General features: G+C 67.3%; 14 protein-coding genes and 1 pseudogene. 9 read left to right on the top strand and 6 right to left on the bottom strand.

The genetic code is table 11. The annotated features are described in order from the left end of the window. Positions 1 to 3: 3 nt before the first annotated feature. Entirely contained in the window at positions 4 to 579 is a 576-nt protein-coding gene (locus BEMPMBAN_RS12545) for a TetR/AcrR family transcriptional regulator (protein ID WP_159230711.1), read from the bottom strand. A 107-nt stretch (positions 580 to 686) separates the two neighbouring features. On the opposite strand from BEMPMBAN_RS12545, the gene BEMPMBAN_RS12540 reads away from it, so the two are divergent. The 5 genes and pseudogenes from BEMPMBAN_RS12540 to BEMPMBAN_RS32590 all read left to right on the top strand — a co-directional run. Next, positions 687 to 1,691, top strand: a complete 1,005-nt coding sequence (locus tag BEMPMBAN_RS12540; protein ID WP_159230710.1) for an NAD-dependent epimerase/dehydratase family protein — start codon at positions 687 to 689, stop codon at positions 1,689 to 1,691. Beyond that, positions 1,688 to 3,937, top strand: a complete 2,250-nt coding sequence (locus BEMPMBAN_RS12535; protein WP_159230709.1) for an acyl-CoA dehydrogenase family protein — start codon at positions 1,688 to 1,690, stop codon at positions 3,935 to 3,937. Before BEMPMBAN_RS12540 ends, BEMPMBAN_RS12535 begins: the two co-directional genes overlap by 4 nt. Before the next feature lie 28 nt (positions 3,938 to 3,965). Then, a complete protein-coding gene (locus tag BEMPMBAN_RS12530) occupies positions 3,966 to 5,174 on the top strand; it encodes a thiolase family protein (RefSeq protein ID WP_159230708.1) in 1,209 nt (402 codons plus the stop codon). Positions 5,175 to 5,188: 14 nt separating this feature from the next. Next, positions 5,189 to 5,599, top strand: a complete 411-nt coding sequence (locus tag BEMPMBAN_RS12525) for a Zn-ribbon domain-containing OB-fold protein (protein ID WP_159230755.1) — start codon at positions 5,189 to 5,191, stop codon at positions 5,597 to 5,599. A 55-nt stretch (positions 5,600 to 5,654) separates the two neighbouring features. Then, positions 5,655 to 5,799, top strand: a pseudogene (locus tag BEMPMBAN_RS32590) (nuclear transport factor 2 family protein); the annotation flags it as partial. Positions 5,800 to 5,807: 8 nt separating this feature from the next. Here the strand turns inward: BEMPMBAN_RS32590 and BEMPMBAN_RS12520 are convergent. From BEMPMBAN_RS12520 to BEMPMBAN_RS12505, 4 genes are read right to left on the bottom strand one after another with little or no spacing between them, the layout of a single operon-like run. Further along, positions 5,808 to 7,277 carry an adenylate/guanylate cyclase domain-containing protein gene (locus BEMPMBAN_RS12520; protein WP_159230707.1) on the bottom strand — a complete coding sequence of 490 codons (1,470 nt, stop codon included), beginning with the start codon at positions 7,275 to 7,277 and terminating at the stop codon, positions 5,808 to 5,810. Positions 7,278 to 7,290: 13 nt separating this feature from the next. Further along, positions 7,291 to 7,593: a hypothetical protein gene (locus tag BEMPMBAN_RS12515; protein WP_159230706.1), complete on the bottom strand. Its 303-nt coding sequence runs from the start codon at positions 7,591 to 7,593 to the stop codon at positions 7,291 to 7,293. Then, a complete protein-coding gene (locus BEMPMBAN_RS12510; RefSeq protein WP_159230705.1) occupies positions 7,590 to 9,104 on the bottom strand; it encodes a class I adenylate-forming enzyme family protein in 1,515 nt (504 codons plus the stop codon). The genes BEMPMBAN_RS12515 and BEMPMBAN_RS12510 overlap by 4 nt, the downstream gene beginning before the upstream one ends. After that, positions 9,101 to 9,934 (bottom strand): SDR family oxidoreductase, encoded by an 834-nt coding sequence (locus BEMPMBAN_RS12505; RefSeq protein WP_159230704.1) that lies wholly within the window; start codon positions 9,932 to 9,934, stop codon positions 9,101 to 9,103. The genes BEMPMBAN_RS12510 and BEMPMBAN_RS12505 overlap by 4 nt, the downstream gene beginning before the upstream one ends. Positions 9,935 to 10,117: 183 nt before the next feature. On the opposite strand from BEMPMBAN_RS12505, the gene BEMPMBAN_RS12500 reads away from it, so the two are divergent. From BEMPMBAN_RS12500 to BEMPMBAN_RS12485, 4 genes are read left to right on the top strand one after another with little or no spacing between them, the layout of a single operon-like run. Next, positions 10,118 to 11,707 (top strand): methylmalonyl-CoA mutase family protein, encoded by a 1,590-nt coding sequence (locus BEMPMBAN_RS12500; protein WP_159230703.1) that lies wholly within the window; start codon positions 10,118 to 10,120, stop codon positions 11,705 to 11,707. Further along, entirely contained in the window at positions 11,707 to 12,108 is a 402-nt protein-coding gene (locus tag BEMPMBAN_RS12495) for a cobalamin B12-binding domain-containing protein (protein ID WP_159230702.1), read from the top strand. Before BEMPMBAN_RS12500 ends, BEMPMBAN_RS12495 begins: the two co-directional genes overlap by 1 nt. Before the next feature lie 60 nt (positions 12,109 to 12,168). Beyond that, on the top strand, positions 12,169 to 13,125 hold the full coding sequence (locus BEMPMBAN_RS12490; RefSeq protein ID WP_159230701.1) for an LLM class F420-dependent oxidoreductase: 957 nt from the start codon (positions 12,169 to 12,171) through the stop codon (positions 13,123 to 13,125). Between the two features lie 2 nt (positions 13,126 to 13,127). Continuing rightward, positions 13,128 to 14,210, top strand: a complete 1,083-nt coding sequence (locus BEMPMBAN_RS12485; RefSeq protein WP_159230754.1) for a CaiB/BaiF CoA transferase family protein — start codon at positions 13,128 to 13,130, stop codon at positions 14,208 to 14,210. On the opposite strand, the gene BEMPMBAN_RS12480 is transcribed toward BEMPMBAN_RS12485, so the two are convergent. Continuing rightward, entirely contained in the window at positions 14,198 to 14,521 is a 324-nt protein-coding gene (locus BEMPMBAN_RS12480) for a 2Fe-2S iron-sulfur cluster-binding protein (RefSeq protein ID WP_159230700.1), read from the bottom strand. The two genes, BEMPMBAN_RS12485 and BEMPMBAN_RS12480, sit on opposite strands and share 13 nt — an antisense overlap. Between the last annotated feature and the right edge of the window lie 58 nt (positions 14,522 to 14,579).

The raw sequence follows: 14,579 nt of genomic DNA, 5'->3' as shown, positions 1-14,579 counted from the left end.
AGATCAGCTGGTACGGGTGCCGGCGAGAACGGTACGGGTGATCGACTCCGCCCGGTCGTGGGCGAACGACCGCCCTTCGCTGAGGATGGCGTAGACGACGCCTCCGACGATGGCGTCGGCGGCGTCCCGGGCGGTCGCCGGGACGAACCCCTCGCTCAGCAGTCGATGACGCACTGTTTCGTGCAGTGGGGTGCTGAACCCGGCGCGCAGCCGGGCCGCGGTGTCGGGATGCTCCATCCCGGCGGTGGTGAGGATGCGGAGCATCGCGTTGCCGCGGGCTGTCGTCAGGGCCCTGGCGAGCCCGACCGCCCACGTGCAGAGGTCGGCGGTGACGTCGTCGGTTGGCTTGATCGGCCGCAGGATCTTGTCGGCGTCGCCAAGGATGACATCGGCGACGAGGGCGTGCCGGCTGGGCCACCAGCGGTAGATCGTCTGTTTTCCGACACCGGCACGGGCGGCGACCGCCTCGATGCTGAGCTTGTCGAAGCCCCGCTCGAGCAGTAGCTCCCGGGTGGCGCCGACGATCGCCATGCGCGACTTCTCACTGCGCCGTCGCGGCGCAGTGGCCTGGGCGGTCATCCGCCGACCCCCCGCTTTACACCCTCGGACATCGCCCGTAGTCTGCCACAAGACGAGACGTTGCGTCTCGTGAAATCCTTCGGACGAACGGGGCGACGGTGGGAACGATGCTGGTGATCGGGGCCAGCGGCTTCCTCGGCTCGCACGTCACCAAGCAACTGGTAGCGCGTGGTGACGACGTGCGTGTGCTGATCCGGACCACCAGCTCGACACGGGCGATCGACGGGCTGCCCGTCGACGTCCGCCACGGCGACGTCTTCGACACCGCATCGCTGCGTTCCGCCATGGACGGCTGTGACGTCGTCTACTACTGCGTGGTCGATGCGCGACCTTGGTTGCGCGATCCCGCACCGTTGTGGCGCACCAACGTCGACGGTCTACGCACGGTGTTGGACGTGGCTGCGCAAGCCGACCTGGCGCGGTTCGTGTTCACCAGCTCGATCGGCACCATCGGTCGATCCGAGCACGGACTCGCCGACGAGAACACCGCCCACGACTGGCTCGACGTGGGTGGTGAGTACATCCGCTCCCGGGTGGCCGCCGAGAAACTGGTCCTGGAGGCGTGCGGTGACAGGGGACTGCCCGGCGTGGCGATGTGCGTGGCGAACACCTACGGGCCGGGGGACTGGTTGCCCACCCCTCACGGTGGACTGCTGGCCGCCGCGGTCCGCGGGAAACTGCCGTTCTACATCGACGGCTACGAAGCCGAAGTGGTCGGTGTCGAGGATGCGGCGCAGGCGTTGCTCCTTGCCGGTGAACGTGGCCGGATCGGTGAACGCTACATCGTGTCCGAGCGCTTCATGAGCACTCGCGAGATCCACGAGATCGCCTGCACTGCGGTCGGTGTCGCACCGCCGCGGTGGGGGGTGCCTATCCGGCTGATGTCTGCAGCCGGCTACGTCAGCAGTGCCCTCGCGGGTCTGCGCGGGACTGACACCAGGTTGACGCCGCTGAACATCCGCCTGATGCACATCATGACCCCGTTGGACCACAGCAAGGCCGTCCGGGAGCTGGGCTGGCAGCCGCGGCCCACCCCCGAGGCGATCGTGGCGGCAGCACAGTTCTTCCGCGACGCAGGACGCCGACCCGCGGCCGCAGAGGAATCGCGATGACGATCGGACTCACCCCCGAACAGCAGCAGCTGGCCGAGGCGATCATCCAGTTCGCCGCACGGCACGCACCCATCGAGAAGACGCGCAGCACATTCGATTCACTCGCCGCCGGCGATCTGCCGCAGTGGTGGGACGAACTCGTCGTCAACGGCTTCCACGCAGTGCATCTGCCCGAGGAGGCCGGTGGGCAGGGCGGCACGTTGATGGACACAGCGTGCATGGTGGAGGCGGCCGCCACCGCGTTGCTGCCAGGGCCGGTGGTGCCGACGGTGACCGCGGGCGCGATCGCGCTGTCGGCCGAACGGACACCGGACGTGCAGGCGCTGTTGGCCCGAATGGCCCAGGGTGCGTCGGCAGCTGTCGTCCTCCCGGATGCCCGAGGACTTCGGGCGACCTCGGGTGAGGACGGTTGGACGGTGCGCGGTGCGTCGGCGGCGACCCTGGGATTGTGTTCGGCGCAGGTGATCGTCGTGGGTGCCCAGGGCGACGACGGCACCGTCTGGTTCGCACTCGACCCGTCCGCGCCCGGTGTCGGCATCGATGTGCTCAACGGCACCGACAAGACGATCGACGTCGGGATCTTGAGGCTCGACCAGTACACGTGCGCCACGGGTTCGGCGCTCGCCGGTATCGACGACGAACGCGCACGCTGCCTGGCCGTGGCGCTGACCGCCAGTGCCGCATCCGGAACCATCAGGTGGTGCGTCGACGCGGTCACCGCTCACCTGCGTACCCGCGAACAGTTCGGGAAGCCGATCGGCGCCTTTCAGGCGCTCCAGCATCAGGCCGCGATGCTGCTGGTGAACAGCGAGCTGGCCACCTCGGCGGCCTGGGACGCCGTCAGGTCGGTGAGCGAAGACGGTGAAGGCAGCGAAAGCGTTGTGCAGCAACGGATCGCGGCGGCAGGAGCGGTGCTGATGGCAGTGGCTCCGGCACCCGACCTGGTTCTCGACACGTTGACCATGTTCGGCGCGATCGGGTACACCTGGGAACACGACCTGCATCTGTACTGGCGCAAGGCCACCAGCCTGGCGGCGTCGATCGGGCCGGCCAGTCGCTACGCCCACGCACTGGGTGAGCTGTCCCGTACCGAAACCAGGGATGTCGCAGTCAAACTGGGTGACGTCGACGACGACTTCCGGCAGCGGGTCGCCGCGGTGCTCGACGAGGCGCAGACACTTCGTAACGACGGGCCGGGTCGGCAGGGTGACTACGAGAACCTCGCCACCGGGCCACAACGCACGCTGATCGCGGAGTCCGGGTTGATCGCCCCGCACTGGCCCCGGCCGTGGGGCGTGAACGCCACGCAGTTGCAGCTGCTGATCATCGACGAGGAATTCGCCAGGCGGCCCGATCTCGTCAGGCCGTCCCTCGGCATCGCCGAATGGATCCTGCCCACCATCATCAGCTCGGCGTCCGAGGATCTCCAGAACAGGTTCATCGCGCCGACGCAGCGTGGCGAGCTGGGCTGGTGCCAGCTGTTCAGCGAACCCGGCGCCGGTTCTGACCTCGCCTCGTTGACGACCAGGGCCACGAAGGTCGATGGTGGCTGGCTGGTCAACGGCCACAAGATCTGGACCTCGTCTGCCCACACGGCCGATTTCGGGGCGCTGCTCGCGCGCACCGACCCCGACGTCGCCAAGCACCGGGGCCTGGGCTACTTCATCGTCGACATGCGATCCGAAGGCATCGAGCTGCAACCCATCCGGCAGGCAAATGGTGAGGCGCACTTCAACGAGGTGTTCCTGACCGACGTCTTCGTCGCCGACGAGATGCTGCTGGGCGGACCCACCGACGGGTGGAGCCAGGCGATCGCCACGATGGCGCAGGAACGGGTGGCGATCAGCGGCTACGTCAACTTCGACCGCGCGAGCATCCTGCGGCGACTGGCCAACGAGGAAGGGCCCGACCACAACCGGGTGTTATCCGCGCTCGGTGAAGCCGACGCCTACGCCAACGCGATCAAGGTACTGGCCCTGCGCGAGGTCGTCCGGCTGCTCGACGGCCAGGCGGCGGGGCCGGCGTCCAGCATCGCGAAGGTCGCGATGAACGTGATGCTGCGCCGCACCTTCAAGGCCACTCTCGAGCTGACCGCCCCGGCGGCGCTGACCGAGGACGCCGACGCCGCGGGAATGTCGGTGGTCGAACCGTACTTCCACCTGCCGGCCGAGTTGATCGGCGGGGGAACCAAGGAAATCCAGCTCAACATCATCGCTCAGATGATTCTCGGACTGCCCCGCAAGTGATGCGGGGATTCAACGGAAGCGAGTGCTCATGGGGTTGCGCGGGGATGCCGCGATCGTCGGCTATGTGGAGTTGCCTCCCGAACGGTTGAACAACGCGACTCCGGCTCCCTTCATGCTGGAGCAGTGGGCCGAACTGGGGGCCGCTGCGCTGGCCGACGCCGGGCTGCCCGGCGAGTCGGTCGACGGCATCGTCACCTCGCACCTGAGCGAGTCGGAGATCTTCGTCCCGTCGACGGTCGCCGAATACCTCGGCATCCGAGCGAATTTCGCTGAGCTCGTGGATCTCGGTGGCGCCAGCGCGGCGGGGATGGTGTGGCGCGCGGCCGCCGCGATCGAGTTGGGAATCTGCGACGTGGTGCTGTGTGCGATACCCGCGCGCTACATCACGCCGACATCGGATAAAAAGCCCAAACCGCTGGTTGACGCGGTGTTCTTCGGTGCGTCGAGCAACCAGTTCGGCTCTCCGCAGGCGGAATTCGAGATTCCGTACGGCAATCTCGGTCAGAACGGCCCGTACGGCCAGGTCGCCCAGCGGTATGCGTCGGTCTACGGTTATGACGAGCGTGCGATGGCCAAGATCGTGGCGGACCAACGCGTCAACGCCAACCACACCGAGGGGGCGATCTGGAAGGACAAGCCGGTCACCATCGAGGAGGTGCTGGCCAGTCCGGTGATCGCGGATCCGTTGCATTTGCTCGAGATCGTGATGCCGTGTCTGGGGGGTGCGGCGGTGGTGGTCGCCAGCGCCGATGCCGCGGCCCGGTCGAAGAACCGTCCGGTGTGGATCAAGGGCTTCGGTGAGCAGGTGCCCTACAAGACGCCGACGTACGCCGAGGATCTGCTGCAGACACCGATCATCCGTGCGGCCGATACCGCCTTCGACATGGCCGGGTTGAGTCGCCGGCAGATGGACATGGTGTCGATCTACGACTGCTACACCATCACGGTGCTGCTGAGCTTGGAGGACGCCGGCTTCTGCGAGAAGGGCAAGGGCACGGAGTTCGTCGCTCAGCACGACCTGACCTTCCGGGGGGACTTCCCGCTCAACACCGCCGGCGGTCAACTCGGATTCGGCCAGGCGGGCAACGCCGGCGGTATGCACCACGTCTGTGATGCCACCCGCCAGATCATGGGCCGTGCCGGCGCCGCCCAGGTGGCCCACTGCCACCGGGCCTTCGTCTCCGGAAACGGCGGCATCCTGTCTGAACAGACCACCCTCGTCCTGGAAGGGGACTGACCTTGAGCAGCTTGATGTTCCAGCGGCCGATGCCGGTCAAGACCCCCACCAGCGCCCCGTTCTGGGATGCACTGGCCGAACACCGGGTACTCATCCAGTACTCGCCGTCGTCGCAGTCCTACGTGTTCTACCCGCGGGTGCGTGCCCCGAGAACGCTCGCCGACGACCTGGAGTGGCGCGAGATCTCCGGAATGGGCACGGTGTACACCTTCACGGTGGCCCGCCGTCCCGTCGGCCCGCACTTCGCCGACGCGGTGCCGCAACTGCTGGCGATCGTCGAGTGGGACGAGGGGCCGCGATTCTCGACCGAACTGGTCAACGTCGCCCCCGAGGACATCTCTGTCGGGATGCGAGTCAAGCCGGTGTTCTGCGACTATCCCGACCATGACGTGACGATGCTGCGGTACGAGCCGGCTGCGAGCTGATCAGATGAGCAATCACGCCGACATCCGGGAGATCTGCGCCGCGCAGATCCGGTATGCGCTCATCATGGCCCAGGACAACGGTTCTGGCGTCAATGCGGTCGGCTACTACGACGACGAGTTCGTCCGTTGTCGGCGCGCAATGGCGGCTGGCAAAGCGGCGGTTCACCACAGTGCTGGTCCGGACGGTGGGTGGCTCGTGACGCCGGCGCTAGGAGTCGGAGGGCCGAATTGCTGTCGGCACATAGATGTCGGTGGCGTCCGTCCGTCCGCGCAGGGCGGTCTGGCCGCGGGCCGCCCACCGGGCCCGCTCGGCGGGGTCCGCCTGCTCGAGCGCGGTCCCTGAGCACAATGCCCTGCCGTCGAACTCCTTTGCGCAATCGGCTAGCCGCGCCGCTTCGTTCACCGGGTCACCGACCACTGTGTACTCATATCGGTTCTCCGCCCCGATGTTCCCGGCGAACACCGGACCGGCTGAGACGCCGATCCCGAAATCAACCGGGAGTCGTCGTAGTTCGGTAGCCAAAGCGCGCGCGGTGGCCAACGCGGCGTCGACGGGATCATCGATGCGCAGCGGGGCGCCGAACACCGCCAGCGCCGCGTCTCCCTGGAACTTGTTGATCAAGCCGTGCCGCTCGTCCACCGCGGCGACCACGATCCGAAAGAAGTCGTTGAGGACCCGGGCCACCTCATGGGGTTCGTGAACGATCGCCAACTGCGTCGAGTCGGCCAAGTCGATGAACAGCACCGCCACCTCACGTTCGTCCCCGGACGGCGAGGTGTTCTGCTCGACGGCGCGGCGGGCGACTTCCTCACCGACGTGGCGGCCGAACAGGTCTCGCAGCCGGTCGCGTTCCCGCAGCCCCGCCACCATGCGGTTGAACCCGCTCTGCAACCGCCCGATCTCGGACCACTCGTAGACGTCGATGGTGCGGTCGATGTGTCCCTTCTCGACGTCGGCCATCGCGTCGACCACTTGGCTGACCGGGTCGGAGATCGACATCGACACCAGGATCATCGCGCGCAGTCCCAGCACCACGGCGACCAGCGCCAACACGGTGAGCGCCAACTCGATCGGGGCGGAGGCGTCGAGCAGCCAACCGTTGGAGCGCATGATGAGCAGAATGGCGATGGCCAGCCCGGGCAGCGCCGTGCACACGGTCCACATCAGCAGCAGGCGGGCGCGCACGCCCGGTGCGGCCGGCCGGCTGAGGTGGGCGGGCACGGCGGCCAGCACCGGGCGCAGCGTGCGGATTGTGAACAGGAATCCCGTGCACAGCGTCGCGATGGCGCCGAACAGGATGGCCGAGGCGAGGATGATGAGCCCTGTCGCCCCCGTGTCGATGTTGAGCGGTACCAGGATCGCGGCAGCCAGAACCCACGGCGCCAGGGTGATGGCGGCCTGTCGCCGCATCATCTTGGTCGCCGTCCGCAATTGGGCGTCCGTTGGGGTCAGGCCGGCACCGAGCCATCGCAGTGTGGGGGTGACGATCAGCACCGCGCCGGCGGCGACCGTGACGGTGCCGACGACGCTCACCGCGATGAAGGCGATGACGTTGCCCGGGGTAATGGCGCTGCGCCCCACGAGCGACACGACGATCGCCACAACTTCGGCGACTGTCAGCAGGTAGGCCCACGTGAGACCAGCTGCGTAGCGGGTCAGCAGGCGGCGTGGCCTCACACGGCCGAAGGTATCAGTCGCTGGCGGGCAGCGGCTTGGCTTCCTTGAGAGCGAGCGGGGTCGAGCCGATGCTGAGCGTGCCCTTGCCGGCCTTGGTGACCAGAAGCTCGGCACCGCCGTCGTCGACGTAGCGTTTGCCCATCAGGTTCCCGTCGGCGAGCGCGTCGTCCAGCGACAGGCTGCTGTCGACCTGGTCGCCGATCGGGACCATCGGTGCCCCGCCCGCCCGGAGGTCGTCGAGGGTGTCGGCGCTGCGCACCACGATGACCTGGGTGTCGCAGACCTGGCTCTGCAGGCGGGTGCCGTTCTTGATCATGTGGGCTCCTTGATTGACGCAGTGGGGGATTGGGCGCTGAGTTCATTGACGAGTTCGCGGCGCAGGACCTTGCCGGTCGCGTTGGTGGGCAGTTCGTCCCGGAACACCACCCGGTCAGGGGTGCGCGATCCGCGAAGCTGCGCGCGGACGTGTGATCGCAGATCCTCCGCATCAGGTTCGGTTCCGCCCCGGGGCACCACAACCGCGACGATGATCTGTCCCCACTGGGGATCCTCCGCGCCGACCACCGCGCAGTCGCGCACCTGGGGGTGTTCGACCAGCACGTCCTCGATCTCGGCGGGCGCGATGTTCTCGCCGCCCCGGATGATGGTGTCGTCGGAGCGTCCACCGATGAACAGGTAGCCCTCGTCGTCGAGGTAGGCGACGTCCTTGGTCGGGAACCAGCCGTGCTCGTCGAGAACGGAGCCGATGTCGGTGTACTTGCCGGACACCTGCTCGCCCCGGACGAACAGTTCACCCGTCTGGCCTGCGCCGAGGACTGTGCCGTCCTCCGCCCGGATCTCGACTTCGATGCCCGGCACCGGCCGGCCCACCGAGCCGAGCCGGCGGGCAACCGTTTCGTCGGTCGCGGCCAGAGCCGTGCGGTGGTCGTCGGGGGTCAGCACGGCGATGGTCGAACTCGTCTCGGTGAGGCCGTAGGCGTTGACGAACCCGACCTGCGGGAGCAACGACAGCGCCTTGCGGACCAGCGGCAGGGCCACTTTGGAGCCGCCGTAGGCCAGGGTGCGCAGCGACGGCAACGTCACCTTGTCGGCATCCAGGACGGTGACGATGCGATCGAGCATGGTTGGCACCACCGTCGCCGACGTGACGTTCTCAATGCCCACCAGCCGCACCCACTCGGCGGCGTCGAAGTGCCTGAGGTAGACCATCTTCCGGCCTGCGTACAGGTTGGACAGCGCGGCGCCGACACCGGCGATGTGATACGGCGGCACACAGATCAGCGCGGCGTCGCCGGGGTCGGCCGAAGCGAACTCGACAGTTCCGGTCACGTAGCTGGTGAGATTGTTGTGGGTGAGTTCGACCGCTTTCGGCTTGGAGGTGGTGCCCGAGGTGAACAGCACCACCGCCACCGCGTCCGGGTCGGCGAATTCGGCTGCGGGCTCAGCGCCGCGCGCCGCCTCGAGCAGTTCGTCCGATCCCAACGTGCGGTAACCTCCGCCGACAGCGTCGCGGTACTCCTCGTCGACCACCACCAGTGGGTCGGGAAGCCGGTCGAGCAGCGCCCGGAGGCCGTCGGGCGACAACCGGTAGTTCAGCGGCGTGAACGGCACGGCCGCGCGCGCCGAGGAGAACAGCAGTAGCGGCAGCACCGCTCCGCCGGTACCGACGTAGGCGACGTGCTGCGCACCCGAGGCCGCGACGACGCCGGCGGCGCCGTCGGCCAGTGCGCTCAGCTCACCGGTAGACAGGCGGACATCGTCGGAGACCACCGCCGTCCGGTCCGGATCGGCCGAGGACGCCATTTCCAACAGCAACGAGATACTCATGACTTGTCCAGGAAGATATCCCACATCGGGTTGTCGCCGCCGCCGTAGCGCGACAGGTCGGTGACGCCGGCCGCGGTGAGCACGTCGGCGTCGATGAAGCACTCGCCGTTGACCTCGGAGGGGGGTCTGGACAGGATCGCCACCGCCGAGTCCGCCATGATCTCGGGGCTGCGGGAAGCCGCCACGAGCGCGTCGCCGCCGGCGAGGTTGGTCACCGCCGAGGTCGCGATGTAGGTCTGTGGCCACAGGCAGCTGAAGCCGATGCCCGCATCGGCGTACTCGTTGGCCCATCCCAGGCTCAGCAGGGTCATCCCATACTTCGACAGTGTGTAGGACGGGTGCGCCCCGAGCCAGTACGGGTTCATGTTCAGCGGCGGAGAGATCGTCAGCACGTGCGCTGACGCTGAGTTCCGCAGGTGCGGCAACGCGGCCTTGGTGAGGAGGAAGGTGCCGCGGACGTTGATGTCCATCATCAGGTCGAACTTCTTGGCGGACAGATCCTCGGTGCGGTCGGTCGCGATGGCGCTGGCGTTGTTCACCACGACGTCGATCCCGCCGAAACGCTGCACTGCGGCGTCGACGGCGCGCTGCACGTCCTCTTCGTTGCGGACGTCGCCGACCACGGCCAGACCCTTACCGCCGGCGGCCTCGACTTCGGCGACGGCGGTGTGCACGGTCCCGGGTAGCTTGGGATGCGGTTCGGCGGTCTTGGCCAACAGCACGACGTTCGCGCCCAGCCTGGCGGCGCCCAGCGCGATGGCCAGTCCGATCCCACGGCTGCCCCCGGAGACCACCAGGGTGCGGTCGGTGAATGATGACTCGCTGGACATAAGCCTCCTCGGCTGACGGACCCCGCACACCAGGATAGTGTGATTCTCATTTTAGGCGAATTGCATAATCGCTGTGTACCGGGGTTTCAATGTGTCTGCGGTGTGCGCGGCACCTGCTCCCGAGTGCATCTTTGCGCACAGCGGTATTGGCATTCTCATTTTTTGCAAGTACGTTATCCTCTGATGACCACACCATCCGATCAGCCAGTGGCGACCCCTTCCGGGCTTCCTCTGGAACCCGTGTACGGACCGGCCGACCGCGCCGGCGATCAGCCTCCGCCGGGGAGCTACCCGTTCACCCGGGGTAACTTCGCGTCCGGGTACCGCGGCAAGACGTGGACGTTCCGGCAGTACTCGGGTTTCGGCACCGCCGAGGAGTCCAACCGCCGCTATCGCTACCTGCTGGAGCAGGGCGGCACCGGACTGTCGGTCGCGCTGGACCTGCCCACCCAGTGCGGGTACGACTCCGACGACCCCGAGTTCGGCGAGGAGGTCGGCAGGGTCGGGGTCGCCGTCGACACGCTCGCCGATGCCGAGTTGCTGTTCGACAGCATCCCGCTGGACAAGATCAGCACCAGCTTCACGATCAACGGCACCGCTGCGATCCTGCTGGCCTTGTACGTCGCCGCGGCCGAGAAGGCCGGGGTGCCGCGGGAGAAGCTCACCGGCACCATCCAGAACGACATCCTCAAGGAGTACGCGTCGCGCGGGACCTGGATCTGGCCGCCGGAGCCGTCGTTGCGGCTGATCGCCGACACCATCGAGTTCTGTGCCGCGGAGGTGCCGCGGTTCAACGCGATCTCGGTGGCGGGTGCACATTTCCGCGACGCCGGCGCCAACGCCGTCCAGGAGATGGCCTTCACGCTCGCCGATGGGGTCACCTACTGCGACACCGTGGTCGAGCGCGGCCGGATGACCATCGACAAGTTCGCGCCGCAGATCTCGTTCTTCTTCTACACCCACGGTGACTTCTTCGAGGAGATCGCCAAATACCGTGCGGGTCGCAGGCGCTGGGCGACGATCGTGCGGGAGCGCTACGGCGCGACGACGGACAAGGCGTCGATGTTCCGCTTCGGTTGTGTGGCCGGCGGTGCGTCGCTGTACGCACCGCAGGCGCAGAACAATCTGGTGCGCGTCGCCTACGAGGCGATGGCGGCGGTGCTCGGGGGCGTGCAGTCGATGTTCACCGCTGCCTGGGACGAGCCGTTCGCGCTGCCCAGTGAGGAGTCGGCGACGTTGGCCCTGCGCACCCAGCAGATCCTCGCCTACGAGACCGGCGTGACGAAAGTGGCCGACCCGCTCGGCGGTTCGTACTTCGTCGAGGCGCTCACCGACGCCACCGAGGCCAGGATCATCGAGATCATGCACGACCTCGAACAACACGGCGGCATGGTGCGCTGTATCGAAGACGGCTATCTGCAGGGATTGATCGCCGATGAGGCGTACAAGATCCACCAGGAGGTGGAGTCGGGTGTGCGGCCCGTCGTCGGGGTGAACAAGTTCGTCGTCGACGAACCGCCGCCGGAGATCTCGACCTACGAACTCGATGCCGAAGGGCGGGACCTGCAGCTGAAGCGGCTGTCCAAGGTCAAGGCCGAGCGTAGCGACGTGGCGGTCAAAGAGGCACTGGCAGCATTGGCCAGATCGGCGGAGGGCAGTGACAACTTGATGCACAAGCTGATCGACTGTGCCAACGCCTACTGCACCGTCGGCGAGATGGTGTCCACGCTGAAATCGGTGTGGGGCGAGTTCCAGCAGCCGGTGGTCTTCTAGTGGCCACGCGAGTGCTTGTCGCCAAACCCGGTCTCGACGGCCATGATCGGGGTGCCAAGATCGTCGCGCGCACCCTGCGCGATGCCGGGTTCGAGGTCATCTACACCGGCATCCGTCAGCGGATCGAGGACATCGTGTCGATCGCGCTGCAGGAAGACGTCGCGCTGGTGGGGCTCTCGATCCTGTCCGGCGCCCACGTCGCGCTCACCACCCGGACCGTCGACGCGTTGCGCGCGGCGGACGCAGGTGACATCGCGGTCGTCGTCGGTGGCACCATCCCGGGCAGCGACGTGCAGAAATTGCTGGACGCCGGTGCGGCCGCGGTGTTCCCGACCGGTACCTCGCTGGAGGATCTGGTGCGCGACGTGCGTGCGTTGACGGAAAAGGTTTCGGGGTTATGAGACTGGGCGGGCGAAGCAGGGGTGGGTTATGAGACTGGGCGGGCGAAGCAGGGGAGGGTCATGAGACTGGGCGTGATGATCGGGGCCGAGCGCGGCGATATGACGCGCAAGGTCAACAAGCTGGTGGCCGACATCGAGTGGGCCGAATCGGCCGGTTTGGACACCGCCTGGATGCCGCAGGTCCCCGATGACTTCGACTGCCTGACTATGGTCGCGCTGATGGCGGCGCACACCTCACGCATCGAGTTGGGAACCGCGGTGGTTCCGCTCCAGGCGCAGCATCCCATCGCCCTTGCCCGGCAAGCGCTTTCGGTGCATGCCATGTCGGCGGGTCGGCTGGCGCTGGGGGTCGGACCGTCACACCACTGGATTGTCAGGGACATGCTCGGGTTGCCCTACGACAAGCCGGCCGCCTACACCCGCGACTACCTCGAGGTGCTGAACTCGGCGATCGCCGGGCCCGGCCCGGTCGACGTCGAGAACAACTCGTTCACCGTTCACAATCCGACGGCCCTGGGCGCCGAGACGCCGATGCCGGTGTTGGTCGCGGCGCTCGGCCCGGTGATGCTGCAGATCGCCGGTGAGCAGGCCGACGGTACGGTTCTGTGGATGGCCGACGAGAAGGCGATCGGCGACCACATCGCCCCGAAGATCAACAAGGCGGCGGCCGAAGCGGGCCGCCCCGCGCCGCGCATCGTCGCCGGGATCCCGGTGTGCCTGTGCGCCACTTCCGAGATCGACATGGCCAAGGAGCGCGCCAACAGGATCCTGGCGGAGGCGGAGACGTCGCCGAACTACCAGAAGCTGCTCGACCGCGGTGACGCGCGCAACGTCGGCGACCTGTGTGCGGCAGGCGATGAGGAGTCGATTCTGCGTCGATTCCAGATGTTCGCCGACGCCGGCGTCACGGATCTTTCGGTGCGGCTGCTCCCGATCGGTGACACCCGGGACGAGCTGGTGGCCTCGAAGTACCGCACGCGTGAGGTGATCGCCGAACTCGCCAAAGCCGTGCGGTGACGATGGCCACGACGTCGGTGGGTCCGCTCGCGGGCATCCGCATCATCGAGGTCGGGGTGATGCTCGCCGGGCCGTACGCCACCATGCTTCTCGCCGATCTGGGGGCCGAGGTGATCAAGGTCGAGCCGCCCGGCGGCGAGATCTCCCGTCAGGTCGGCGACAGTTACTTCGCCAGCCTCAACCGCAACAAGCAGAGCATCTGCCTGGACCTCCGGTCTGAGTCGGGCCGGCAGAAACTCGGCGACCTGGTGGCGGATTCGCATGCGCTGCTGGTGAACATGAAGCCGTCGGCGATCCGGCGACTGGGCCTGACCTACGAGTCGTTGCGGACGTTCAACGAGCGCATCGTCTGCGTGGCGATGACCGGCTTCGGGCTCGACGGAGGGGATGACCCGGCGTTCGATTACGTCATCCAGGCGGCGACCGGGGTGGCGGCGATGACCGGTGATCCGCAGGGGCCGCCGACGCTGCCGGGGTATTCGTCCGCCGACAACTCGACCGGACTCGCGGCGGCTCTGGGGCTTCTTGCCCAGATCGTTTCCGGAAGAGGCGGACAGGTCGACGTGTCGCTGCGCGACGTGATGCTCTCGCAGCTGAACTACCGCGCGGCGGCCTTCCTGAACGACGGCGTGGAGCCTCAACGGCACCCGTTCGGGGCGCACTCGTACTACGTTCCGGCGCAGCTCTTCTCGACGGCCGAGGGCTTTCTGGCGTTGTTCATCACCCATGACGCCTTCTGGGCGGCGTTCGCGGCGGAGGCGGGAATCGAGGGCTTCCCGACGATGGCCGAGCGTGCCGCGCGCCGCGACGAAGTGCTCGCCGTTGTCAGCGCCGTACTGGCCACCGACACCGCATCAGGCTGGCAGGACAGACTGCGGCCGTTGGGGATTCCGGTCTCTGCGGTGCGTACCCTGCCGGAGGCGCTGGCAGCCACCCCGGAAGCCGTGATCAGAGCCGGGGAGTTCGATCTGGTGGGCAGCCCCATCCGGATCGAAGGATATGAGCCCGACTACCGGCCCGCGCCCAGGCTCGACGAGCACGCTGACGTCATACGTGGCGCGTCGCGCCCCGCTCACTCGTCGTAGTTGACCGTCACCGATTGTGTGTCGGGAACGGCCTGGCAGGTGAGCACGTATCCCTCGTCGACCTCGTCCTCGGTCAGTGCGTCGTTGACGCGCATCGTGGCCTTGCCGTCGGTCAGTAGTGCCATGCAGGTGCCGCAGTTGCCGGCTTCACAGGAGAATGGCGGCCCCATCCCCGCGCGGCGCGCGCTCTCCAGCAGCGTCTCGCCGGCCTTCGGTGTCACCGACGCGGTGCTTCCATCCAGGTGGATGGTGATGGTGCCCGCCTCTTGCATCTCGGACACTGAGGAACCCGGTCCCTGCGGGTCGGTCATGAGGACCCTTCCTTCGACATTGTCATTCTGATTCTAGGAGAATAGTATTCTCCTAGAC

Origin of the sequence: Mycolicibacterium austroafricanum, from assembly GCF_902705885.1 — a bacterium.
GTDB classification, from domain to species: domain Bacteria; phylum Actinomycetota; class Actinomycetes; order Mycobacteriales; family Mycobacteriaceae; genus Mycobacterium; species Mycobacterium vanbaalenii_A.
Note: the sequence above shows the minus strand (reverse complement) of the source record. Positions and strands in the feature narration are given on the sequence as shown.

Coding starts and splice junctions, on each gene's coding strand:
- BEMPMBAN_RS12545 (WP_159230711.1), bottom strand. CDS start 579: ATGACCGCCCAGGCCACTGCGCCGCGACGGCGCAGTGAGAAGTCGCGC.
- BEMPMBAN_RS12540 (WP_159230710.1), top strand. CDS start 687: ATGCTGGTGATCGGGGCCAGCGGCTTCCTCGGCTCGCACGTCACCAAG.
- BEMPMBAN_RS12535 (WP_159230709.1), top strand. CDS start 1,688: ATGACGATCGGACTCACCCCCGAACAGCAGCAGCTGGCCGAGGCGATC.
- BEMPMBAN_RS12530 (WP_159230708.1), top strand. CDS start 3,966: ATGGGGTTGCGCGGGGATGCCGCGATCGTCGGCTATGTGGAGTTGCCT.
- BEMPMBAN_RS12525 (WP_159230755.1), top strand. CDS start 5,189: ATGTTCCAGCGGCCGATGCCGGTCAAGACCCCCACCAGCGCCCCGTTC.
- BEMPMBAN_RS12515 (WP_159230706.1), bottom strand. CDS start 7,593: ATGATCAAGAACGGCACCCGCCTGCAGAGCCAGGTCTGCGACACCCAG.
- BEMPMBAN_RS12510 (WP_159230705.1), bottom strand. CDS start 9,104: ATGAGTATCTCGTTGCTGTTGGAAATGGCGTCCTCGGCCGATCCGGAC.
- BEMPMBAN_RS12505 (WP_159230704.1), bottom strand. CDS start 9,934: ATGTCCAGCGAGTCATCATTCACCGACCGCACCCTGGTGGTCTCCGGG.
- BEMPMBAN_RS12500 (WP_159230703.1), top strand. CDS start 10,118: ATGACCACACCATCCGATCAGCCAGTGGCGACCCCTTCCGGGCTTCCT.
- BEMPMBAN_RS12490 (WP_159230701.1), top strand. CDS start 12,169: ATGAGACTGGGCGTGATGATCGGGGCCGAGCGCGGCGATATGACGCGC.
- BEMPMBAN_RS12485 (WP_159230754.1), top strand. CDS start 13,128: ATGGCCACGACGTCGGTGGGTCCGCTCGCGGGCATCCGCATCATCGAG.
- BEMPMBAN_RS12480 (WP_159230700.1), bottom strand. CDS start 14,521: ATGACCGACCCGCAGGGACCGGGTTCCTCAGTGTCCGAGATGCAAGAG.